The sequence below is a fragment of the Bradyrhizobium sp. HKCCYLRH1034 genome (assembly GCF_051168375.1).
Lineage (GTDB): Bacteria > Pseudomonadota > Alphaproteobacteria > Rhizobiales > Xanthobacteraceae > Bradyrhizobium.
Window position 1 is genome coordinate 395,519 of the sequence record NZ_JBNPUW010000006.1, and the last position, 22,114, is coordinate 417,632.

The window sequence follows — 22,114 nt, forward strand, 5'->3', positions numbered from 1 at the left end:
CTATGCGCTGCCGACGCGGCGCTGCCGCGCGAGCGCCGTCATCACCACGGGCGTCATTGCGAGCGCAGTGGCGAGGCGAAGCAATCCAGGCTGCATCTGCGGAGAGATCCTGAATTGCTTCGCCGCAACGGCGCGCGAGGCCGGGACGACGGCGGAATGTTGGGCTGGCGGCACGCGAGCAGATGCACGTCGTAAACTGCACGACGGGCAAACCGCGCATGTCGATCATGCGCAGACTGCCCGTCGCGTTACGATGTCGCAGGCCGCATGGCTTGCCGTGTCGGGCAAATCAGGCGGATGCTTCCGCTCGTCCTGCTGCCGCATGAGGGGCGTGTCGCGACCGTCACGAGGCATTGGCAGTGGGATGCGATGGGCGTGGATTGCCGCAGCGTGAGTTGATCGCGCGGACGAACGGCGATGCACGTACGGTCAAGTCGCGTGGTCCTGACACCCCGATGCTGGTGTCCCCGCGCAACGCGCGCAAGCGCGTTGTCGCGCATGGTGGCCAACAAGCCCGGCGCACCAGGGAGATCGCGAAGCAGCCGTTCAAACTGTCGCGCAGGGAAGGCCGGGTGTTTCCGGCTGCACCTGTGGTACCTGCCGCCTGCATTTTTTCGCAGGCGGGCCACGGGCGTCAGCCGACGCCCGGCCTTCCCTGTGCCCTCTGTGTCGAGAGGGCGAGCCAAATGAACAACTCGGACGCCGAGCGCCACGAGGACGCGATGCCATGCCTATTCTGATCTGCTCTGCCGTGTTCGGCCCGGCTCCTACCACCCGACAACTGTCATCGCCCGCGAAAAGCGGGCGATCCGGTACGCCGCGGCCTGTCGGCTCAACCACTGCTGCCTCGGCGTACGGGGGCGCCCGGTCAAGCCGGGCGACGACGCCGAGGTTGGACAACGGCAGCGCGCGTCAATCCGCTTCCACCGCTGGCAAAATCACCCCGCCATGGTTACATTGCGTCAGCGAGGCTGCGACGCGCGTCCGGAACCAACATATCCCCGGGGCCTTATCGATCCTTTAGGGAACTGTCCCTGGCCAGGTCCGTGGACCTGGACATATGGTGCCCACCTACTTTCGTAGGGAACTCCGGGATCGAGCGTTTCAACGGCGATTGCGGCTTCGCGCTTGTCTCTCTCCTCTGTTCTGTCCCCTTGATTGCCGACCTGCTGCGTTTCTGAGAACGTTGGAGTGCCCGCGTCCGCGAGCTCTTGACGGAGATCCCGCCGCATGCCGATGAAGGCCGTCCAGCACACCAAGCAGCAGCTGCGAGCTGCAGCCCTCGCCGCGCGCGACGCGCTGAGCGACGAGGCGCGCAGCGCCGCCGCGCAGGCCATCGCGGCGCGCGGGCTCCCCTTCGCGCTGGAGCCGGGCCAGGTGGTCTCCGGCTATGCGCCGATTCGCAACGAGCTCGATCCTGTGCCGCTGATGCGCGTGCTGGCGGCGAAGGGCGCGCGGCTGGCGCTGCCGGTCATCCTGGCCCGCGGCCATTCGCTCTCCTTCCGGGCGTGGTCGCCGGGTGATCGGCTGACATTGGGCTCGCTCGGCATCCCCGAGCCGTCGCCCGTTGCGGCCGAGCTGGTGCCGGACGTGATGCTGGTCCCGCTCGCCGCCTTCGACCGCTCCGGCCATCGCATCGGTTACGGCGGCGGCTACTACGACTACACCTTCTCGCACTTGCGTAAATCGCATCACCTCATCGGCGTCGGCCTCGGCTTTGCCGTGCAGGAAACCGAGGCGATCCCGGCCTTGGCCCACGACGCGGCGCTGGATTATGTGCTAACCGAGCGCGAGACCTTGGATTTCCGGAGCAATTGAGTTGCGAATTCTCTTCGTCGGCGACGTCGTCGGCCGGGCCGGCCGCAGCGCCGTCTCGGACCACCTGCCAGGCTTGATCCGCGATTGGGCGCTCGATCTCGTCATCGTCAATGGCGAGAACGCGGCCGGCGGATTCGGCATCACCGAGGCGATCTATCAGGAGCTGGTCGATGCCGGCGCCGACGCGGTCACGCTCGGCAACCACTCCTGGGACCAGCGCGAGGCGCTGGTGTTCATCGAGCGCGCGCCGCGCCTGGTGCGCCCCGCGAATTATCCGGCAGGCACGCCCGGCCGTGGCGCGGCGCTGGTCGACGCCAAGAACGGCGCCCGCGCGCTGGTGGTCAACGTGCTCGGGCGCGTGTTCATGACGCCGTTCGACGATCCGTTCGCGGCTGTCGGCCGCGAGCTCGGCGCCTGCCCGCTGCGCGAGGCGGCGGATGCGATCGTGGTCGACGTGCATTGCGAGGCCTCCAGCGAGAAGCAGGGCCTGGGCTATTTCTGCGACGGCCGCGCCAGCCTCGTCGTCGGCACCCATACGCATGTGCCAACGGCCGATCACCAGATCCTGCCCGGCGGCACCGCCTACATGACCGATGCCGGCATGACCGGCGATTACGACTCCATCATCGGCATGCAGAAGGACGAGCCGCTGCGCCGCTTCCAGTCGGGCATCCCGTCGGCGCGCTTCGAGCCGGCCTCCGGCGAGGCGACGTTGAGCGGCGTGGCGGTCGAGACCGACAACGGCACCGGGCTTGCGATCAAGATCGCGCCGGTGCGCATCGGCGGCCGGCTGTCGCCGGCGAAGCCTTCGTTCTGGGGAGGATGAGAGCCTGGATCAGGCCTTGAGCCGAAAACCCATCCGGAACGCGCCCCAATGCCGGCCCTTGATGAAGATCGGCGCCGAGAGGTCCTTCATCAGCACGAACTGCCCGCCGCCCATGTCGCGGCGGTAGGTCTGCAGCAGAAACGGCTTGTTGCTGGCGGCGGCGACCTTCTTCACCGCGCGGTCCTCGAACAGCCGGCGGTTGCGGCAGTTGGCGTTGTTCCAGACCGGATCGGGCCCCTGCGGCTTGCGGTAGTTCGGATTGTGCGTCGGCAGGTAGCCGCCGCGCGCCCAGGCGACGCAGAACACGATGCGCGGATCGCTGCCCTGGATCGGGTCCTGGATCGCCGGCAGGACGCGGTCGGTGAATTCGACGTAGCGCGTCATGTACTGCTTGGGATTGGTGCCGGGGATCTCGCGATAGCTCTCGTCCATCAGGTCGGCGAGCGTGATCTCGCCGCGGTCGATCGCCGTTTCGAAGGTCGCCGAGATCTGCCGGGCGGTGTCGACGACGGTCTTGATCAGCGGCGCGTCCGCGGTCTGTACGCCGCTCTCGGCGATCAGCCCGATCAGCGCCTCGGAATGATCGAGCAGCTTGGCGATCCGGCTGTCGGCCTGTTTGAGCTCGACCGAGGACTGGTCGACGCCCTTGGCGAGCTCGTTGAGCTCGCTGATCACGGCGTCGCAATGCGCGAGGTTGGAGGTCGCGGCCTTCGCCACGCCGTCGATCTCCTGGCCGACGCTGGTGAAGCCGTCCTGGACGCGGACGATGATGCCGCCGATCTGCTGGGCGCCTTCACCCGCGGTCTTGGCGCGGGAGGAGGCCTGGCCGCTCTCGCCGAGCAGGCTCTTCACCTGCGAGTCGAGCCCGCGCAAGGTATCGCCGATCTCCTGGGTGGCCTGCCGCGTCGCCTCGGCGAGCGACTTCACCTCGCTCGCGACGACAGCGAAGCCCCGGCCGGCGCTGCCGGCACGGGCCGCCTCGATGGTTGCGTTCAGCGCCAGCAGGTTGGTCTGCTTGGCGATCGCCTCGATCGCGACCGAGACCTTGGCGACCTGCGACAGCGCATCGCCGACCGAGCCGAGCCGCTGCTCGATGCGCTCGACGGACTCGACCAATTCGGCGATGTGCCGCACCGCGGTGTCGACCACGTTGCGCGACTGGGCGATGTCGCCGACCGCGGCGGTCGTGGCCGATTGCACCGCCTGCGAGGCGGTGGCGATGTCGTGATTGGCCGCGACCATGGTCTTGGCGGTGGCCTGGAGATGCCCGAACCGCTGCGACTGGTAGCTGACGCGGTTGGCGACCTCCTGGACGTTGCCGGCGACATCGGCGAGCTCGACGCCGAGACCGCCGATGCGGTCGGCGATCTCGTCCATCAGCCGTTCGGCGCCGGTGCGCGCGTCGTGACTTTCCAGAATGGCGCGTTGCGCGACCGACATGTCCAGACTCCCGGGCTTGAAAGGATCAGAAAATCACGGCTTGGCTCACAATTTGTAGGCGGTGCGGAAGCCGCCCCAGTGCCGGCCGCGAACCCGGATCGGCACGTCGATTTCGCGCATCATGACGGTGTTGCCGTTGCCCATGTCGCGCGCGTAGCTCTGGATCAGATAGGGCCGCTGGTTGCGGCCTGCCGCGAGCCCGGCCGGATCGTTGAAGATGCGGCGGTTGCGGCTGTTGGCGGTGTTGAAGGCCGTATCGCCCGGTCGCTGCGGATGCGAATAGATCCGGTTGTGCACCGGCAGATAGCCGTTGCGGTCGATCGCCACGCAGAACGCCATGCGCTGGTCCTTGGCAAGGAAGGCCTCCTGGAACGACGGCAGCACGCGCTCGGCCCAGTCGAGGATCCGGCTGCGGTGCTGCTGCGGATTGGTGCCGGGGATCTCGACATAGTTGGTATCGAACATGTCCTCGAGCGTGATCTCGCCGCGCGCAACGGCGCTCTCGAACATCCGGTTCAGCTCGGTGCCGGCTTCCATGGCGCGGGTGACGAACTCGTTGTTCTCCTCGTGCAGCGCCCAGAGCTTGTCCTCGATCTTTTCGCGCAGCTCGGCACTGGGCGCATCGAACCGCGCCTGGGCGCCGGCCTTGACCTGCTCGGTGACGCGCAGGCGGCACGGGCCGACGTCCTCCAGCACGGCGTCGAGACGCTCGTTCACGGGCAGGCGGCTCGCATCCGGACCGGTGATCAGAAGGCCGTCGTTGGAAATCTCATAGACCGGCGCACCGATCGTGCGTGCGCCCGACTTGATCTCGATCTTGAGGTGACAGGGCAGACGCTCGCTGCCGCTGCGCACGGGCCGATCGCCCTGCCGCAGCAGCACGGCGCAGCGCGCCTTCAGCTTCTGGGCGTACATCGTCACGGCGCGGCCGGCGTTCGTGACGCGCTCGCCATAGCTCTCGGCCTGCTGGGTGGCGCTGCTGATGTCGGCGGCGCTGTCGACCACCGAGGATATGAACTGCGAGGCCTGGGCCGCATTGTTCGACATCTCGCCGGTGGTCTGGTTCTGCTCGGCGACGGCGCCGTTGACGTTGGTGAAGACGGGGCGGATCGCCTCGATCGCCTGGGCGATGCGGTGGACGGCGTCGGCCGAGCCGGCGGCGTCCTTCTGCAGTGCCTCGATCTTGCGGGTGATCTCCTCGGTCGCGTTCTGGGTCTGGACGGCAAGCGCCTTGACCTCGGTGGCCACTACGGCAAAGCCGCGGCCGGCCTCGCCGGCGCGGGCGGCCTCGATGGTCGAGTTGAGCGCGAGCAAGGTGGTCTGGCGCGCGATCTGGGAGATCAGGTTGACGACGTTGCCGATCGCCGCCGAGGATTCGCGCAGGCGGTCGACGTTGGCCCGGGCTTCCGAGGCGGCGGCGCTGGCCTGGTCGGCGAGCTGGCCGGCGTCCTGGACCTGGGCACGGATACCGTGGGCGGATTGGGTCACCTTCTCTGCGGCGTGGGCGAACGTCGCCGCCGTTCCTTGCGCGGTGCTGCTGCGTCCGCTCAGCGCATCGGCGCGCTGGCGAATGTCCGTCAGCGTCCCCGCCGTCGCCTCGGCGCCGCTGGCGACCGCATCGGCGGCGCGCTCCAGCTGGCGAATCATGCCGCCGAGTTCCAGCTCCAGCAGGTCGAGGATGGCCTTGGCCGAATCGGCATCCGACGACGCCAGCGGCTCCGGCGCGGCTACCGGCTTCGGTTCGGCCACCGGCTCGGGCGCAGAGGCTCGTCTTGCAAAGAAACCAAACGCCATGGGGTAGGCCCCGGTGCGGGTGAAAAGGTGCAGAGGGGCGGCATCGTTGCACTTGACTGTGAAGCCATGGTTAACATTTGGCTTATGGTGCGGGGCAGCCAACTGGCTCTCCGAGGAGGGGGCAGCCACCCTGAAACCACCTCAAATCTTTGATTTTGACGATTCCCGGCCTATAAGGCCGCGCTTCCCCACCTGATCCCCTACGATTTCAAGAGACCTCGCATGGCCGGCCATTCCCAATTCAAGAACATCATGCATCGCAAGGGCCGGCAGGATGCGATGAAGTCCAAGCTGTTCGGCAAGCTGGCGCGCGAAATTACCGTCGCCGCCAAGCTCGGCACGCCCGACCCGGCGATGAACCCGCGGCTGCGCGCCGCCGTGGTCGCCGCCCGGGCCGAGAACATGCCCAAGGACAACATCGAGCGGGCCATCAAGAAGGCGCTCGGCGGCGAGGGCGACAACTATGCCGAGATCCGCTACGAGGGCTACGGCCCGGGCGGCGTCGCCGTCATCGTCGAGGCGCTGACCGACAACCGCAACCGCGCCGCGTCCGACATCCGCTCCTTCTTCACCAAATCAGGCGGCAACCTCGGCGAGACCGGCTCGGTCTCGTTCATGTTCGATCGCGTCGGAATCATTGAATTCGACCGCAGCGTCGCCTCTGACGATGCCGTGTTGGACGCCGCGATCGAGGCCGGCGCCGACGACGTGATCTCGGGCGAGGGCGGCCACGAGGTCTATGCCTCGCCGGACAGTTTCCATGAAGTCGCCAAGAACCTCGAAGCCAAGTTCGGCGAGCCGCGCAAGGCGGCGCTGACCTGGAAGCCGCAGAACACGGTGGCCGTCGACGACGAGACCGGCGAGAAGCTGCTGAAGCTGATGGACCTCCTGAACGAACACGACGACGTCCAGAACGTCTACGCCAATTTCGAGATCTCGGACGCCCTGATGGCGAAGATGGGCGGTTGACGGACGATCAACCACGTCGTTCGTGCGTTCCGTTTATGTTTCCATCGGTGCGGCGCGAGGCTATCTCTAATCCATGAAAGCCCAGCCGATTCGCGCAGCAATCCGCATCATCGGGATCGATCCCGGCCTCCGCCGCACCGGCTGGGGCGTGATCGAGAGCGAGGGCAACCGGCTGATCTATGTCGGTTGCGGCTCGGTCGAGCCGCCCGATGATCTGCCGCTGGCGAGCCGGCTGCTGGCGATCCATGAGGGGCTATCGGCGGTGCTCGGCCGGTTCGCGCCGATGGAAGCCGCGGTCGAGCAGACATTCGTCAACAAGGACGGCGTCGCCACCCTGAAGCTCGGCCAGGCCCGCGGCATCGCCATGCTGGCGCCGGCGATGTTCGGAATTTCGGTCGCCGAATACGCCCCCAACCAGGTCAAGAAGACCGTGGTCGGCGCCGGTCATGCCGACAAGGGCCAGATCGCGGTGATGCTGAAGATCCTGCTGCCGAAGGCCGAGCCGCCGTCGGCCGACGCGGCGGACGCGCTCGCCATCGCCATCACCCACGCCCATCACCGCCAGGGCCAGGCGCTGCGCATGAAGGTGGCCGGGCTATGATCGGCAAGCTGAAGGGGCTGATCGATTCCTACGCGGAGGATTTCGTCATCCTCGACGTCGGCGGCGTCGGCTACCAGGTGCACTGCTCGGCGCGGACGCTGCAGGCCTTGCCGTCGCCCGGTGAAGCCGCCACATTGTCGATCGAGACCTATGTGCGCGAGGACCAGATCAAGCTGTTCGGTTTTCGCTCGGATGTCGAACGGGAATGGTTTCGCCTGTTGCAGACGGTGCAGGGCGTCGGCGCCAAGGTCGCCCTCGCGGTCCTAGGCACTCTGCCGCCGGCAGACCTCGCCAATGCGATCGCGCTGCGCGACAAGGCCGCGGTAGCGCGCACGCCGGGCGTCGGTCCCAAGGTCGCCGAGCGCATCGTCACCGAGCTCAAGGACAAGGCGCCGGCGTTCGCCGATGTCGATCCCGGTGTCGTCAGGCTGTCCGGCGCCATCGAAGAATCCCGCGCGCCGCAGCCGATCGCGGACGCGATCTCCGCGCTCATCAATCTCGGCTATGGCCAGCCGCAGGCGGCTGCCGCCATTGCCGCCGCGTCACGCGCGGCCGGCGACAAGGCCGAGACCGCGCAACTCATTCGCCTCGGCCTCAAGGAGCTGGCGAAATAGGCAATCGTCGCCCGGCCGGGCGAGCAGAAGGACATCCGTTTCCCCCATGGTGAGCAAGAAGGACAAGGAGCTGATCGAGGCGGCCGCATCAGCGGTCAAGAGCCGCTATCGCAACGATTGGCAGGAGGTCGGCGCCGCCATGCGCACGCGCGACGGCCGCATCATCACCGGCGTCAACATCGATGCCTATCTCGGCCGCAACGCTGTCTGCGCCGAGGCCATCGCGATCGGCCGCGCCATCACCGAGTTTGGCGACCACGGCATCGAGACCATCGTTGCGGTGCGCCATCCCAAGCCCGGCGAGCCCGGCGAGGTCGCCGTGGTCTCGCCCTGCGGCACCTGCCGCGAGCTGATCCACGACTATGATGCCAAGGCGCGCGTCATCGTGCCGTCGAACGGCAAGGGGCCTGCGGCGGTGACCATCGGCGAACTGCTGCCAAACAAATACAGGCGCGGCAACGAATGAAGCCGCCGGCGCGCAGATTGACCGGGCAGCGGGCGGACACCGTCCGTTGGCAGTCTGCGCCCACTGCGGTCCTGACTTCGGAGCAATCCGGATGAATTTTAGGACGCCGCGCGTATTCGCAATCTTCTTGCTCGGAGGTACGCTGATTTCAGCTCCCGTGATATGGCTGACCGGACCGCTGCTCTTGCAGGTCGAACGCCCTCGAGAGGGTGCGGTCGTTGACCTATTTGCTGCGTTCGCGCTCAGTCTTGCCTGGATACTACCCGCGCAACTGTTCGTTGCCACAGCGGCGGCTCTTCAGGTTTCATTCTCGAAGCGGATTTCGTGGCCGTTCGCTTTGTTTTTCGTGATTCCTGTGGCTGCCCTGACCATCACCTACAGGGATATCGTGGACTGTTGTGACCGGCTCGTGCCGAGCGATGTCCAGAAGCTGCTCTACTGGACGATGGTTGTTACTCCTGCCGAGCTAATTTGCGCATGGTATGTTTCAAAGATGTCGTTTCCACTAGATCATCAGCAGTTGCCGGCGGGTGAACGATGATGAAGCCGCCGGCGCGCATGGTCAGTCCGGAGCGGCGCTCCGACGATGTCGGCGACACTGCGCTGCGTCCGCAGCAGCTGTCGGAGTTCGTCGGCCAGCAGCAGGCGCGCGCCAACCTCTCGATCTTCATCGAGGCGGCGCGCAAGCGCGGCGAGGCGCTCGACCATGTGCTGTTCGTCGGTCCGCCCGGACTTGGCAAGACGACGCTGGCGCAGATCGTGGCGCGTGAGCTCGGCGTCGGCTTCCGCGCCACCTCGGGCCCGGTCATCGCCAAGGCCGGCGATCTCGCCGCGCTGCTGACCAATCTCGAAGAGCGCGACGTGCTGTTCATCGACGAGATCCATCGTCTCAGCCCGGCGGTCGAGGAGGTCCTTTATCCGGCGATGGAGGATTTCCAGCTCGATCTCATCATCGGCGAAGGCCCCGCGGCCCGCTCGGTCAAGATCGACCTGTCGAAGTTCACGCTGGTCGGCGCGACGACGCGCGCAGGCCTGCTGACCAATCCGTTGCGTGACCGGTTCGGCATTCCGATCCGACTGAACTTCTACACGGTGGAGGAGCTCGAAGGCATCGTCACGCGCGGTGCCCGCGTGCTCGGGGTCGGCATGACCGCCGACGGCGCGAACGAGATCGCGCGGCGCGCCCGTGGCACGCCACGGATCGCCGGCCGGCTGCTGCGCCGCGTGCGCGACTTCGCGTCGGCCGCCAACGCCAGTGCGATCGATCGCGCCATCGCCGATCACGCGCTGAGCGCGCTCGAAGTGGATGCCGCCGGGCTGGACGCGATGGACCGGCGCTATCTCTCGACCATCGCGCTGAACTACGGCGGCGGGCCGGTCGGCGTCGAGACCATGGCGGCAGCGTTGTCGGAGCCGCGCGATGCCATCGAGGACATCATCGAGCCGTATCTGATCCAATGCGGCTATCTGCAGCGTACGCCGCGCGGCCGGCTGCTGACGTCGCACGCGTTCAGGCATCTCGGCCTGGCCGAGCCCTCGAACCGCGATCCCGGCCAGTTCGGTCTGTTCGGCAGCGAGGACGATGATTAACGAAACTGCTGACAATCTGCACAGACGCACCCGAAATCGGTTGCAATGATCAGGGAGAAGGGAGCCGCTGCGAGGAGTTTATCGATGCTGTCACGCCGTCGCTTTCTGTCATTCTCAGGCGGTCTTGCCGCCACCGGTTTTTCGACCGCGACCTACGGCGTCGGCGTCGAGCCGCTCCGCCTGGGCGTCACCGACTATCACATCCATCCACGCAACTGGCCGGCTGGGCTAAGACTGAAGATCGCGGCCATCGCCGACATCCATGCCTGCGATCCCTGGATGTCGCTCGCTCATATCGACGGGATCGTCCAGCGAACCAACGCGCTGCAGCCGGATCTGATCGTTCTGCTCGGCGACTACGTCGCCGGTCATCGTCATCACATCGGACGCATCGACGCCGATGCCTGGGCGCCGGTGCTCGGCGGCCTGAAGGCGCCGTTGGGCGTGCACGCCATCCTGGGCAATCATGATTATTGGGATGATCGAACCGTGCAGCGCGACGGCCGCGGCGCGCCGTATGCCCAGAAGGCGCTCGAGGCCGCCGGTATTCCCGTCTACGAGAACGACGTCGTGCGTCTCACCAAGAATGGCCATGCCTTCTGGCTTGCTGGCCTCGGCGATCAGTTGGCCTACATGCCAGCGCGGCGCTTCCGGCCGATGCCGCGGATCGGCATCGATGATCTCGCAGCGACGCTGCGCAAGGTGACGGACAGCGCCCCGGTAATTCTGCTGGCGCACGAGCCCGACGTCGCGCTCCGGGTGCCGCCGCGCGTGGCGCTGCAGTTGTCGGGGCATACGCATGGCGGCCAGATCCGCGTGCTCGGCTGGTCGCCGGCCGTTCCCGCGCGTAATGGCGTCAATCTGGCCTACGGCCACATCCGCACCCAATGCGACGTGATCGTCTCCGGCGGCCTCGGCTGCAGCATCATGCCAGTCCGGATCGGCATGCCGCCGGAGATCGTGCTGGTCAACGTCGGCAGGGAACCCGTCGAGGTGACGTCCTAGCCGGCTCGCGCTGGCCTGCTCTTGCGTTGGCCGTTGAACTGGGCGAAACGATCGCCATTTCCGGCTATCGAGGGCTTCCCTTGACCCAACGACATCTCGACGGCGCGATCCGCGACGGCCGCCACCACATGCAGGTGCGGGTCTACTACGAGGACACGGATTTCTCCGGAATCGTCTATCACGCCAACTACCTCCGCTTCATGGAGCGCGGCCGCACCAATCATCTGCGGCTGATGGGCGCCGAGCAGCACGCGCTGTTCGCGGAGGCGGCAAGCGAGGCCCCGGGCTTCGCCTTCGTGGTGCGCTCGATGACGCTCGACTTCCTGCGGCCGGCCCGTATGGACGACGTGCTCGACGTCGTCACCTGGCCCGTGGCGGTGAAGGGCGCGTCGATCACGCTGGCGCAGGAGGTCAGGCGCGGCGAGGAGGTGCTCGTCAAGGCCGACGTCAGAGTTGCGTTCATCAGCGGCGGCAGGGCGCAGCCCATACCGAAAGCGCTGCGCGACCTGATGAAGGCGGACCTCGCCTAAAGACGTGGTAACGGCGGGCGGAGGGATGAGGATGCGCCCGCCGGCGATCGCGACCTCGCCGCGGTCCAGTCGGCCGCGCCATCTGCGCAGCGAATGCGACGGCAGCTGTATCGCCGCGGCGTAGGCACGGAAGCCATTCCGCTCCGGTTCAGCGCAAGCCAGCTGGCGAGCACCGCCGCACTACGGTAGAGCGTAGACGGCGACCTGATCGCCGACCTGGTCCTTGAGGATCGTGTTGCCGCCCGCGATGAAGGCGACGTATTCGCGGCCCTTGTACTCATAGACGGCGGGATTGGCGACCGCGGGGGCCTGGACGATGTCGGACCAGAGCTCCTTGCCGTCGGCCAGCGCGTAGGCCCGCACCTTGGCGTCCATCGAGGCTCCGATGAAGATCACGCCTCCGGCCGTAACCGCCGGGCCGCCGATCGTCACCGATCCCATCGACTCCGGCATGTAGAAGCCCCACTTCTGGGAGGCGCCGATGGGACGGCGCCATTTGATGTCACCGGTGGTCATGTCGATGGCGGCGATCTCGCCGAATGGCGGCTTCCAGCAGGGCATGCCGAGCCAGTTCAGCGCGTTGTCGAGTGACATGCCGTATGGCGCACCCTCTTGAGGATAGAAGCCTTGCTCGTTGCCCGAGCCGGCTGCGCGCTGCTCATATTCTTTCCGGGGGTAGAGCTTGATGGATTGCACCACGTGCGAGAAGTTGACGATCGCGGTCTTGCCGCGCGGATCGAAGGCTACGCCGCCCCATTGCACGCCGCCGGCCGAGTCGGGATAGGCGAGCACGCCGCTGTCCTTGTGGGTCGGCGGTGAGTACATGCCGGCGTAATTGAGGCTCTTCCAGAGCCTCGAGCATTGGCCGAGCCCGAGGGCGTCGGCGACCCACCAGATGGGAGGCTTCTTCGACTGGTCGAGCAGCGGCGCCGGCCTGATCGGAAACGGCTGCGTCGGCGCGTAGATTTCGCCCTGGATCGAGCCGTCGCCACCAGGCACCTTGCGCTCCTCGATCGGCCAGACGTCCTTGCCAGTGCGTCGGTCGACGACGAAGAGGAACCCCATCTTGGTTGCCTGCATCAGCGCTGGGATCTGCTTCCCATCGACGGTGATGTCCATCAACGTCGGCGCGGAGTTGATGTCGTAGTCCCAGATGTCATGGTGCACCCACTGGCGAGACCAAACGACCTCGCCGGTTTCGAGGTTGAGGGCCGTTGTCGATGTGGCCAACGGGATCGGCTCGGTGCGGTTGCCGCCCCAGTAGTTCGGGGAGGGGCTGGAGACCGGGAGATAGACCAATCCAAGTCCCTCGTCGACCGACATGCCCGTCCACACATTGGCGGTGCCGGTGCGGGACGCGATCTTCGGCGGCAGCGTAGCGAAGGACCATTGTCGCTTGCCCGTTTGCGGATCGAGCGAGAATACGGTGCCGGGCGGTGCTTCAGCATAGGCCCAGTCCTTGCCGGCCCAGCCCAGGATCACGTGATTGCCCGCGACCGTCGGCGGCTGAAGCAACGAAAGCGGATATTTGTTGTTCACGTCGTTCCACTGATCGACGTTGAGGACGCCGCCGTTCGCGAAATCACGACAGAGCTTGCCAGTATCCGCGTCCATGGCAAAGAGCTGCGCGTCCATGGTGCCGAGATAGACGATCTTCTGGCACGGCTGGCCCGCGACGGGATTCGCTGCCTCCCAATAGGCGACCCCGCGGTTCTTCAGCGCCGGCTGGGTCAAGGCCTTGAGCGTCGATTTGGAGTCGAAGGTCCATTTGACCTTTCCGGTCGCGGGCTCCAGCGCAACAACGCGATAGAACGGCGTGCCGATGTAGAGCGTGTCATTGGCAAAGATCGGCGTGGCGGACCAGACGCTGGTCGGCAGCTTGCCCGACCCATCCGAAACGTCGCCGGTGTGATACTCCCACACCTTTACCAGCGATCGGACATTGTCGGCTGTGATCTGGGTCAGGGGAGAGTACTTCTGGGCATTGAGCTGACCGTGAAACGTATTCCAGACGGCATGGGTCGGGACGAGCGGGATCGGCTTCGGCGTGGGCAAGCTGCCGGACGGCAGCTGAGCGCCTGCGTCGGCAGCTCCCGATTGCTCGTTGCCCGGTGCTGACGATGCGCGACCGGCATTGCTGTGGGGCTGCTCCGAGTCAGTGCTCGAAGGCCCATGCTGCTCTGGGCCTGGAATGCTTCCGGGGGTGGCAGCCGGATGAGCAGTGTCGTTCTGTGCAATCGCCGGCGGCAGCGCGACCATGACCGCCAGCGTGAGCGCCGCAAATGGGGCGCTACGGCAGAATGAACGGATTCTCATGCCACGGCTCTTCTTGGCTGGGGTGGGGCGGCAAGCGTCACAATCAATCCGACGAGTGCGACGACCGTGGCCGCCGCCAGCCACCACGCATGCAGAAAGCAGGCGGCGGTTATTGTGCCGAGCGCGCCGAGCAGCCCGAGGGACCAGAACACCCAGAAGAGCCACCCGCTTCGACCAAACCACAGGACGAAGGCGTCGACGACGAGTGCCAGACTGGATCCGATGACGAGCAACGCGCCCGGGGCGCCAGTGACCCCGGTCAAAGGAGCTAGGTAGTCGTAGAGGCCGAGCAGCGTGCCGGCGGCGGCTGCCACGAGGATGATGATCGGGCCGAGCGGCCTCTGCTCAAATGAGGTCAAGTCAACGCTCCAAGATTCATGGCCGACGAGCGCGGGGCAGCGGCGGTGATTCAACGGACGAGAAAAGAATGTCTCGTCGAAGCAGGGGTTCCACGCGCCGCATCCGTACCCGTTCGGGGCCGAGAAGGGCCCCCATCCGGTTTGCCAACCCAATTCCTCGGCGCATGGCGGACTATCTCTGGCACTGTCGGTATAGCGGGGGGCGTGAGACAATCCGCAGCTCAATACCAAACGGGCCTCGATCGGCCGCGGAGGTCGCTACTTCTTCTCCTTCGAGCCCCGAGTCAGAAGCCACCAGTTCGCCGGGTGGGAAGGAACCCAGGAGCACGGAACTCCGGGCTGCTGACCTTCACGAGCCGTAGACCTCCAGTCGCGTGCCGAGCACGTGTCGGAGGCCGTGGAAATGGCAAGTGTGACGCCGTGCATTCCGACCTGCCAAGACGCGATCGAAATCGTATCGGCCTTGGCGGCCGCGATAAGCCCCTGGCCGAGCGACAGACCTCGCATCGGCGCAATCGTGAAATACCGGAAACGGCGTCCGAACCCGTAAGCGCGCAAAAAGTCGATGATCCAGACGGCGAGCATCTTCTCCGAGAATAGGCTTTTTCAGCCGAAGGCGGCTGCGACGAGGGACGTGGGGGCCAACGTCGCAGCCTTTGGCATGCTCGCAGTGATTGCCGCGCTCCCTCGCGTCGCGCTGAGTCAGATGGGCTTGATCCGAGTTGCCTAGCGATCCCGTCCCGCACCGTCCTCCGCGGAGCAACATGCGGGACGGACTCGCGGCGCCTACGGGCAGAACCAGGCCGGTCCGATCTGCATGCAGCCTGCCGTGATCCCGCTGCGCAAGGCGCATCGGAGAGGCCGCCGGGCGGATCACGCTGCGCTGACCCGCCAGACGGACTGCCGCTCAATCAGACCGTGGCCGGGGAGGAACTCGCGCGTTGAAACCGTCAGTATCGCCCGCCGCTGCGCTCTTGTTGCTTGATCCAATCCGACAAGGTCCGGGGCGACGATCCTTGTCCGGGGCGCGATGGTTTCGCGGTGGCAGGCCTGTTGCTCCGGTTCGTCGTCTCCGTCGGCGCGCGCGGGCGCGTCGCGGCATGGGCGCCAGAGACGCCCCTCGGCGCCGTTGTGAGCTTCTCCGCTTCCTCCTTCTCCAGCCGCAGCTTGCGCAGCCGCTCCATCTTCTCGCGCTCCGGATCGACGGGCGGCGGTGGCAGCTCGCGCTGGCGGGCTTCCTCGGCGGAGATCAGCAGACCCATGATGGCGCTTTCGCCGAGGGCCTTGCAGGCTTCGAGGCGGTGCAGACCTTCGACCAGGACAAAATGGTCCTTGTCGCGGCGGACGAGGATCGGCTCGCGCTGGCCGACCTCCAAAATGCTTTCGGCCAGCGCGTCGATCGCGTCCTGCTTCAGCGCCTTGCGCTTCTTGTCGGGGATGTGGATCTTGTCGATGGGGAAGCTTTCCGGTGCGGACACAGTCGAAACTCCGTCGTGGGCGCGCCGTCCGGCGTCAGGGTCGGAGGGGGCACGATCCCCGGATCCGCACCGCAGGGCGGAGGGAGGCAGACCGGGCACGTGCGGCTACAATAGAGACATTCGCCATCTCGCCGCAAGGAGCGGTGATGGGGCGTGATGGCTCCTGTCAGACCGCAAGGTGGATCATGCCGCTGTGATGGGCGCCCAATCGGCCGCGCTCGAAAATCGCTCACGCGTCAATTCATGCTGCTATGCTGCATCGCTCATACAGGAGGACGCCGCTCATGACGATACGCACACTCGTTGCCGCGCTGGCCGGGATTGCTCTCGCGTTGCCCGCCGCTGCCCTCGCGCAGGAACCGCCGGTCGAGGAGCAACTCGTCAATGCGATGAACAAGGTGTTCGGCGTGCACGCCGGCTTTCGCGCCAATCACGCCAAGGGCGTCGTGGTCGAGGGCAAGTTCAAGCCGTCGACCGAGGCGGCGACCTTGAGCAAGGCGTCGCTGTTCAGCGGCGGCGAGATTCCGGTGACGGTGCGGTTCTCGGACTCCACCGGCGTGCCGAACCTGCCGGACGGATCCGGCGACGCCAATCCGCACGGCATGGCGGTGAAGTTTCATCTCGCCGACGGCAGCGACATGGACCTCGTGATCAACTCGCTGAAATTCTTCCCCGTCTCGACCGCTGCGGAGCTGCGCGATCTGTTCCTGGCGATCGCGGACTCCGGACCGAACGCTGCCAAGCCGACCAGGCTCGAGCAGTTCATCGCCAGCCATCCCTCGGTGCCGGCGGCGCTCGGCACCATCGCGACGCCAGACAGTCTTGCAGACGAGGCCTATTTCGGTGTCAACGCCTTCGTCCTCGTCAACAAGGCCGGCGAGAAGCAGGCGGTGCGCTGGCAGATGCTGCCGGAGAAGGTCGTGCATATCGACCAGGAGGACGCGGCGAAACGCGCGCCGGACTTCCTGATGGCCGAGCTGCCGGCGCGGCTGAAGCAGGGGCCGGTGACGTTCCGCTTCAAGGCGCAGCTCGCCGCGGCCGGCGACGACACCAAGGATCCGGCAAAGCCGTGGCCTGACGATCGCAAGCTGGTCGAGCTCGGCGTGCTGACGATCGACAAGGCGGTCGAAGACAGTGACGCCGCGCAGAAGAAGCTGCTGTTCCTGCCGGGCCAGCTCACCGACGGCATCGAGGCCTCCGACGATCCGATGATCGACATCCGCAACGGCGCCTATGCCATCTCGTTCTCCCGGCGCAATCCGTGATGATGGTGGCATGACACGCCATGTGCCGTGCGCACCGCGCGGTGCGGCGGATCACGCTGCGCTGATCCGCCCGACGGGCCTCAGTCTGTCGTCATGGCCGAGGCGAGCCCCGCCATGATGCTGCGCGCCGCAGGCGGCGCTTGCGCTGATGACCGGACGATTTAGCGGCGAGCTCAAATCCGTATTTCCGGACGCGATCGGCCGTGACCTTGCTTCGTTCCATCCTCATCGCAATCCAGAACGAGCGGAAATGGGTGCATCTCTGCGGAGTGCAGGATCGGATCGACCCCCCTCTGGGGCCTTCGAGCCCGGCGAGTGAGCACGACACAACCGGCCGCAATTATGGATGCTTCGCGGCACGCGCCCCCGATGAGTTGCCGCAACGTTGACGAAGCCACGCCTCATTCGGTGCGATTGCGGCGGCGTCCGCCGCTTTCTCTCCCGATCGATGACGTCGCACAGGCTGCGCGATAACGGCGAAACCAAGAGCAGGGGTTGTCGACACGCATGGACCGCCGAGCGTCGGCGCGTCGAAGACGATGGCGACCGTGCAGCCGATGTGCCGCCCCGCTCGATGTGATGCAATCGAGGCGTGTAGTAGATGTGAAGGACGACGATCGCGAGGTGCGCGCGATTAGGAAGCATGCCGTCGAGCGCGGGGCCGCGCGCTGCGCCTCCAGTGAGTTCGGTGCGCACGTTCGTCTACGAATGAACTCATGAGCCGCGACGGCATCGCGCATCGCGCCGTTTGTCGCAATCGTGTCGCGCGCTGCTTCTTTTCGCCAGAATCCTGCATCTTGCGTGCAACAGTCAAAGCCGAATCTCGATCGCGTCGGGGGCCCGATCTGCATTCCTTCCGAATGACATTTTTCAATTCAGTTCGCGACACAATCTCACCCTCCTGATGCGGCCGCCGTTTGTTGCGGCACGTGTTCAGGAGTTGTGAGTTCGATGCGTCGCGTATTTGGCGTATGCCTTTGCCTATCTACTTTCGCAGGAAGTACGACATCGGTCTGGGCGACTGATCTCGCCCTGCCTCCCCCGCTCCCGCCGCCTGACGTCTTCGCCTACAGGTGGAGTGGCTGCCATGCCGGCGCGAATGCCGGGATGGCCTGGTCGCGCCAGCAGCAGACGTGGAGCCAGGTCGCCAATGCCGCCGCCGCGCCCGTTCAGCCCGTGCAGCAGCCGGTCGGCAACGCGAACAACCCGCCTGTGGTCAAACCGCCTGTGGTTGCAAACCCTGCGCCGAACCCGCCGCCGCCGAACAACCCCGGCGGGAATAACGGCGGATGGAAGCCGCCGCATAAGCCGCCGCAAAAGCCCCCGATCTGTGAGCGCGGCGACAAGGGCTGGTGGCAGCCCGGCAAGCCGTACGGCGACAAGGATCACGACTGGCCAAAGGTTGGATCGAAAGGCGGCGACAACAAGTCGTCCTGGCCGTCGGCGCCATCCAAGAACAAGGACAACAACTACAACGACGTCAAATATGGTGGCGGCTGGTTCGACAAGCATCACGACGACGACCATGACAAGTCGAGCGGCTGGTCGCAGCTGCATTCGAACGGCTACTCCGACAGATCGGCTTGGCTGCACCGTGATCGGCAGGACGATCACGACAAGCCGGCTTCCGGATGGGGTGGGAAGAAGGACGACGGATACGACAAGCCACTCGGTTTCGGCTGGTCGAAGCAGCCGCTGAAGAGCGAGCGTGACAGCTACGCCTGGCTGAAGCCGGATCAACGCGACGACGACAAGCATGGCGGCTATGGCTGGGGCGGCAAGCCGCGCGACAATGATGACGGCAAGGGCGGCTATGGCGACAAGCAGCCCGACAAGGATCATTGGCAGCAGCAGGGCGGCAACTACCATCATGGCGGATGGCCGTATCATCCGGACAAGCCCTGGCCGCCGAAGAATCCGCCGCCGAACAATGGCGGCGGCCAGCCGAACCCGCCGCCGCAGGGCAACAATGGCAACCCGCCGCCGCAGAACCAGCCGCCGGTGGCAGGCGGCGGCAACGTGGCGCCGCTGCCCGTCGCTGCCGTGCAGATTCCGACCGCCATCTCGAGCAATGGCAGCGACGTCATCGGCGGCCTGCAGCTCGGCTGCGATTATCAGATGGACCGCTTCGTCGTCGGCATCCAGGCCATGGCCGATATCGGCATCATCAACGCGTCGAGCCCGCTCGGGCCGGCGCTGACGATGAACACGCGGACGAGCAACCTCTACACCGCCACGGTGCGTGCCGGCTATCTCGTGACACCTGAGATCCTGGCCTACGTGCGCGGTGGTGCGGCGTGGACACGGACCAACGTTTCGGTCGTCAACACCGCCACCGGGCAGTCGGCGAGCGTGGCGTTCAACCGCAGCGGATGGACGGTCGGCGCCGGCGTCGAGTGGATGTTCGCCCGCAACTGGTCGGCCTTCGCCGAATATGATTACGCCGATTTCGGCACCGTGACCGGCACGCTGCCGGGCGCCGCCGCGATCACCGGGGGGCCGAACGTCGTCAGCCAGAAGACCCAGCTCCACACGGCGATGGTCGGTGTCAACTACCGCTTCGAGATGCTGTCGCGCGGCGGCCGCTGAGATCAGCAGCAGACGCATTGCATCCCACACGACAAAGGCCGCCTGGTTCATCCAGGCGGCCTTTTCGGTTTTGGTCGGCCGGCGCTCAGCTCGCGCGGACCGAGCTCAGGAACTTGCCGACCTCGTCCCTCAGGCGGCCACTGTCACGCGACAGCAGCTTCGCGGCCGACAGCACCTCGGAGGACGCGGTCCCGGTGCTGCTTGCGCCGCGCTGCACATCCGTGATGTTCGAGGAGACCTGCTGCGTGCCCTGGGCCGCCTGCTGGACGTTGCGCGAGATCTCCTGCGTCGCCGCGCCCTGTTGCTCGACTGCGGCGGCGATGGTGGCCGAGATCTCCGACAGGCGTTCGATGGTCTCGCTGATCTCGCGGATCGCGCCGACGGACTCCTGGGTGGCGGTCTGGATGCCCGCGATCTGCTGGCCGATGTCGCCGGTCGCCTTCGCGGTCTGCTCGGCAAGCGCCTTGACCTCGGTGGCGACCACGGCAAAGCCGCGTCCGGCGTCGCCCGCCCGTGCCGCCTCGATGGTGGCGTTGAGGGCGAGCAGGTTGGTCTGGCCGGCGATGCTGTTGATGAGCTCGACGACGTCGCCGATCCGCGCGGCCGCCTTCGACAGCTCGCCGACCCGCCCCGTGGTGGAGCGTGCCTGCGTGACGGCCTCGTTGGCCATGCGCGCGGACTGCTGCACCTGGCGGCTGATCTCGGTCACCGAGGAGGCCATCTCCTCGGTCGCGGACGCCACCGACTGCACGTTGGTGGACGCCTGCTCCGATGCCACGGCGACCGTCGTAGCCAGCGTCTGCGCCCGCTCCGCGGTGGCGCTCAACGAGCCGGCCGACGTCTCCAGCGTGCTCGAGGCAGCCGACACGGTTTCGACGATGCCGCCGACGGACGCCTCGAACTGATCCGCCATCTGGCTCATCGCGTGGCGACGCTGGGCGTCGGCGGCGGCCTGGTCCTCGGCGCGCTGCGCGATGCTCTGCTTCAGGTCGCCCTGCATGGCTTTCAGGGAGGTGGCGAGGGCTCCGACCTCGTCCGCCTGCTCGATGGTGAGGGTCTGGTTGAAGTCGCCTTTGGCGATGCCATTGGCAAACACGGCGCAATCCTGGATCGGACGGGCAATGCCCCGTGCCGCCACCCAGATGAGGAAGATCGCAAGCGCCGTGATCACCGTTCCGACCCCGAGCTGCCACAGCGTGTTGTTGGTCGAGCGGCCGCTGAGCGAGGCGTCGAGCTGCCGTGCGGAGGCGAGAACGACGTCGCGCGGGACGGAGATCACGACCGACCAGGGCGTGTCGGTGAGACCGAATGTGATCGGGGCGTAGATGTCGACGTTGGGATTGTTGGGCTCGTCGAGAACGGTGCCCTTGCCGGTTCGAACGATGGCGGCGCTGTCGGCCCAGCGCGAGTCGGCCTCGGCGGCGGATTTGCCGATGACGTTCTGGTCAGCGCTGTCGGCGACGACGAGGCCGGTGTCGTTGAGGATCACGACCTTGCCCTTGCCGTCGAACAGCGAGGTGTTGATCTTGACTGCCAGCTTCTGCACGAAGTCGAGATTGTAGTCGGCGCCGGCGAGACCGCGGAATTTGCCGTCAATCATGACGGGAACGGACATCGTGGCCAGGAACACCGGCTTGCCCTGGACGATGTAGGGCAGCGGTCCGAGGATGTTCTCCCTCCCGGTGGTGCTCGGGTTGATGTACCAGGCGCCCTTCACGAGGCCGTTCTGATGGCGCTCGCTGCTGTCGTATTCGACCAGCGGCTGCACGGCGATTGCGCCGCCGGCGCTTCGCGTCCAATAGGGGAGGAAGCGGCCGGTGTGATCGGAGCCCATTTCCTTGTTGGCCTTGAAGGCCGCATCGTTGCCGTCCAGCCCGTCGGGCTCCCAGGCCGAATAGGTGCCGTTGAAGGCGGGATTGAGCTCCAGCACATGCCGCAGCACGGCGTTGAGCTGCGCGCGGCGGGCGCTCGTGGCGGTCCCGTTCTTGGCGTCCGCCAACACCGCAAAGGACTGCGCCAGGGTGCGCGCGGAGTCGAACCCGACCTCCAGCTCGGCCTTGATGACGTTGGCCTCGGTGGAGGCCCGGTTCATCAGGCTTTCCTTGGTTTGGCGATCGACGAGCTGCATCACCTCGTGGTTGACGTACTGGTTCATGCTCTGCGTCGAGAACAGACCGTAGCCGATCAGGATGACGCAGGTGAGCGCCAGGCAGAAGCCGGCGATCAAGGCGATCTTGGTCTGGATGGAGCGTATTGCCGCAAAGGATAGGCGCATGTTTCCCTCTCATGGTTGCCTCGCGACACCGGCAATGACGTTCGTCGGTGCGAAGCGTGTGCGGGAACCATCCGGACTGAGGATTAATGCGCTTTAAGGCACCGGCTCCATTTCAGGGCGCACGGACCAGTTCGGGCGAGGGAGTGTCGCAGTGTTGCGACACCCCCGTAGTCGTCCGG

Annotated in this window: 19 protein-coding genes and 1 other RNA gene; 13 read left to right on the top strand and 7 right to left on the bottom strand. The window is 66.3% G+C overall.

Annotated features, from left to right (window positions below; all coding sequences use genetic code 11):
* Positions 1-965 precede the first annotated feature (965 nt).
* The 3 genes from ssrS to ACQR0W_RS17285 all read left to right on the top strand — a co-directional run bounded on the left by ssrS (position 966) and on the right by ACQR0W_RS17285 (position 2,644).
* Positions 966-1,127, top strand: a non-coding RNA gene (ssrS, locus tag ACQR0W_RS17275) — 6S RNA.
* Positions 1,128-1,236: 109 nt separating this feature from the next.
* On the top strand, positions 1,237-1,818 hold the full coding sequence (locus ACQR0W_RS17280) for a 5-formyltetrahydrofolate cyclo-ligase (protein WP_316169633.1): 582 nt from the start codon (positions 1,237-1,239) through the stop codon (positions 1,816-1,818).
* Position 1,819: 1 nt separating this feature from the next.
* Positions 1,820-2,644 carry a TIGR00282 family metallophosphoesterase gene (locus tag ACQR0W_RS17285; RefSeq protein ID WP_315713920.1) on the top strand — a complete coding sequence of 275 codons (825 nt, stop codon included), beginning with the start codon at positions 1,820-1,822 and terminating at the stop codon, positions 2,642-2,644.
* Positions 2,645-2,653: 9 nt separating this feature from the next.
* On the opposite strand, the gene ACQR0W_RS17290 is transcribed toward ACQR0W_RS17285, so the two are convergent.
* Together ACQR0W_RS17290 and ACQR0W_RS17295 are read right to left on the bottom strand one after the other, a co-directional pair.
* The gene (locus tag ACQR0W_RS17290; RefSeq protein WP_315713921.1) at positions 2,654-4,084 is read right to left on the bottom strand and encodes a methyl-accepting chemotaxis protein; all 1,431 of its coding nucleotides are present in this window, start codon (positions 4,082-4,084) and stop codon (positions 2,654-2,656) included.
* A gap of 45 nt (positions 4,085-4,129) precedes the next feature.
* Positions 4,130-5,878, bottom strand: coding sequence for a methyl-accepting chemotaxis protein (locus ACQR0W_RS17295; RefSeq protein ID WP_316169465.1), 1,749 nt, complete (start codon positions 5,876-5,878; stop codon positions 4,130-4,132).
* A 222-nt stretch (positions 5,879-6,100) separates the two neighbouring features.
* Between ACQR0W_RS17295 and ACQR0W_RS17300 the strand changes: the two genes are divergently transcribed.
* From ACQR0W_RS17300 to ybgC, 8 genes are all read left to right on the top strand, one after another.
* Positions 6,101-6,847 carry a YebC/PmpR family DNA-binding transcriptional regulator gene (locus tag ACQR0W_RS17300; protein WP_315752619.1) on the top strand — a complete coding sequence of 249 codons (747 nt, stop codon included), beginning with the start codon at positions 6,101-6,103 and terminating at the stop codon, positions 6,845-6,847.
* 73 nt (positions 6,848-6,920) lie between these two features.
* Entirely contained in the window at positions 6,921-7,448 is a 528-nt protein-coding gene (gene ruvC, locus ACQR0W_RS17305; RefSeq protein WP_315713924.1) for a crossover junction endodeoxyribonuclease RuvC, read from the top strand.
* The gene (gene ruvA / locus ACQR0W_RS17310) at positions 7,445-8,062 is read left to right on the top strand and encodes a Holliday junction branch migration protein RuvA (protein WP_008961684.1); all 618 of its coding nucleotides are present in this window, start codon (positions 7,445-7,447) and stop codon (positions 8,060-8,062) included. The genes ruvC and ruvA overlap by 4 nt, the downstream gene beginning before the upstream one ends.
* Before the next feature lie 46 nt (positions 8,063-8,108).
* On the top strand, positions 8,109-8,528 hold the full coding sequence (locus ACQR0W_RS17315; protein WP_315713925.1) for a cytidine deaminase: 420 nt from the start codon (positions 8,109-8,111) through the stop codon (positions 8,526-8,528).
* Between the two features lie 91 nt (positions 8,529-8,619).
* Positions 8,620-9,069: a hypothetical protein gene (locus tag ACQR0W_RS17320; protein WP_315752621.1), complete on the top strand. Its 450-nt coding sequence runs from the start codon at positions 8,620-8,622 to the stop codon at positions 9,067-9,069.
* Entirely contained in the window at positions 9,069-10,118 is a 1,050-nt protein-coding gene (gene ruvB / locus ACQR0W_RS17325; protein ID WP_315713926.1) for a Holliday junction branch migration DNA helicase RuvB, read from the top strand. Before ACQR0W_RS17320 ends, ruvB begins: the two co-directional genes overlap by 1 nt.
* 84 nt (positions 10,119-10,202) lie before the next feature.
* On the top strand, positions 10,203-11,123 hold the full coding sequence (locus tag ACQR0W_RS17330; protein WP_315713927.1) for a metallophosphoesterase: 921 nt from the start codon (positions 10,203-10,205) through the stop codon (positions 11,121-11,123).
* Between the two features lie 80 nt (positions 11,124-11,203).
* Positions 11,204-11,653: a tol-pal system-associated acyl-CoA thioesterase gene (gene ybgC, locus ACQR0W_RS17335; RefSeq protein ID WP_315713928.1), complete on the top strand. Its 450-nt coding sequence runs from the start codon at positions 11,204-11,206 to the stop codon at positions 11,651-11,653.
* Positions 11,654-11,833: 180 nt separating this feature from the next.
* Here the strand turns inward: ybgC and ACQR0W_RS17340 are convergent, their stop codons facing one another.
* From ACQR0W_RS17340 to ACQR0W_RS17355, 4 genes are all read right to left on the bottom strand, one after another.
* Positions 11,834-13,708, bottom strand: coding sequence for a pyrroloquinoline quinone-dependent dehydrogenase (locus ACQR0W_RS17340; RefSeq protein WP_315713929.1), 1,875 nt, complete (start codon positions 13,706-13,708; stop codon positions 11,834-11,836).
* Positions 13,709-13,965: 257 nt separating this feature from the next.
* Positions 13,966-14,328 (bottom strand): hypothetical protein, encoded by a 363-nt coding sequence (locus tag ACQR0W_RS17345; protein ID WP_315752625.1) that lies wholly within the window; start codon positions 14,326-14,328, stop codon positions 13,966-13,968.
* A 258-nt stretch (positions 14,329-14,586) separates the two neighbouring features.
* Entirely contained in the window at positions 14,587-14,913 is a 327-nt protein-coding gene (locus ACQR0W_RS17350; RefSeq protein ID WP_315752626.1) for a DUF4396 domain-containing protein, read from the bottom strand.
* A gap of 365 nt (positions 14,914-15,278) precedes the next feature.
* Positions 15,279-15,806 (bottom strand): ParB N-terminal domain-containing protein, encoded by a 528-nt coding sequence (locus ACQR0W_RS17355; protein WP_315752627.1) that lies wholly within the window; start codon positions 15,804-15,806, stop codon positions 15,279-15,281.
* Between the two features lie 284 nt (positions 15,807-16,090).
* Between ACQR0W_RS17355 and ACQR0W_RS17360 the strand changes: the two genes are divergently transcribed.
* Both ACQR0W_RS17360 and ACQR0W_RS17365 read left to right on the top strand, forming a co-directional pair.
* Entirely contained in the window at positions 16,091-17,071 is a 981-nt protein-coding gene (locus ACQR0W_RS17360) for a catalase family peroxidase (protein WP_316169461.1), read from the top strand.
* 1,107 nt (positions 17,072-18,178) lie between these two features.
* Positions 18,179-19,660, top strand: coding sequence for an outer membrane protein (locus tag ACQR0W_RS17365; RefSeq protein WP_315713935.1), 1,482 nt, complete (start codon positions 18,179-18,181; stop codon positions 19,658-19,660).
* An 85-nt stretch (positions 19,661-19,745) separates the two neighbouring features.
* Here the strand turns inward: ACQR0W_RS17365 and ACQR0W_RS17370 are convergent, their stop codons facing one another.
* The gene (locus ACQR0W_RS17370; protein ID WP_316169460.1) at positions 19,746-21,935 is read right to left on the bottom strand and encodes a methyl-accepting chemotaxis protein; all 2,190 of its coding nucleotides are present in this window, start codon (positions 21,933-21,935) and stop codon (positions 19,746-19,748) included.
* Positions 21,936-22,114: the final 179 nt, after the last annotated feature.

Excerpts from the sequence above, each read along its gene's own strand:
- ACQR0W_RS17280 (WP_316169633.1), top strand. The coding sequence starts at position 1,237 with ATGAAGGCCGTCCAGCACACCAAGCAGCAGCTGCGAGCTGCAGCCCTC.
- ACQR0W_RS17290 (WP_315713921.1), bottom strand. The coding sequence starts at position 4,084 with ATGTCGGTCGCGCAACGCGCCATTCTGGAAAGTCACGACGCGCGCACC.
- ACQR0W_RS17295 (WP_316169465.1), bottom strand. The coding sequence starts at position 5,878 with ATGGCGTTTGGTTTCTTTGCAAGACGAGCCTCTGCGCCCGAGCCGGTG.
- ACQR0W_RS17300 (WP_315752619.1), top strand. The coding sequence starts at position 6,101 with ATGGCCGGCCATTCCCAATTCAAGAACATCATGCATCGCAAGGGCCGG.
- ruvC (WP_315713924.1), top strand. The coding sequence starts at position 6,921 with ATGAAAGCCCAGCCGATTCGCGCAGCAATCCGCATCATCGGGATCGAT.
- ruvA (WP_008961684.1), top strand. The coding sequence starts at position 7,445 with ATGATCGGCAAGCTGAAGGGGCTGATCGATTCCTACGCGGAGGATTTC.
- ACQR0W_RS17315 (WP_315713925.1), top strand. The coding sequence starts at position 8,109 with ATGGTGAGCAAGAAGGACAAGGAGCTGATCGAGGCGGCCGCATCAGCG.
- ACQR0W_RS17320 (WP_315752621.1), top strand. The coding sequence starts at position 8,620 with ATGAATTTTAGGACGCCGCGCGTATTCGCAATCTTCTTGCTCGGAGGT.
- ruvB (WP_315713926.1), top strand. The coding sequence starts at position 9,069 with ATGAAGCCGCCGGCGCGCATGGTCAGTCCGGAGCGGCGCTCCGACGAT.
- ACQR0W_RS17330 (WP_315713927.1), top strand. The coding sequence starts at position 10,203 with ATGCTGTCACGCCGTCGCTTTCTGTCATTCTCAGGCGGTCTTGCCGCC.
- ACQR0W_RS17350 (WP_315752626.1), bottom strand. The coding sequence starts at position 14,913 with ATGCTCGCCGTCTGGATCATCGACTTTTTGCGCGCTTACGGGTTCGGA.
- ACQR0W_RS17360 (WP_316169461.1), top strand. The coding sequence starts at position 16,091 with ATGACGATACGCACACTCGTTGCCGCGCTGGCCGGGATTGCTCTCGCG.
- ACQR0W_RS17365 (WP_315713935.1), top strand. The coding sequence starts at position 18,179 with ATGGCCTGGTCGCGCCAGCAGCAGACGTGGAGCCAGGTCGCCAATGCC.
- ACQR0W_RS17370 (WP_316169460.1), bottom strand. The coding sequence starts at position 21,935 with ATGCGCCTATCCTTTGCGGCAATACGCTCCATCCAGACCAAGATCGCC.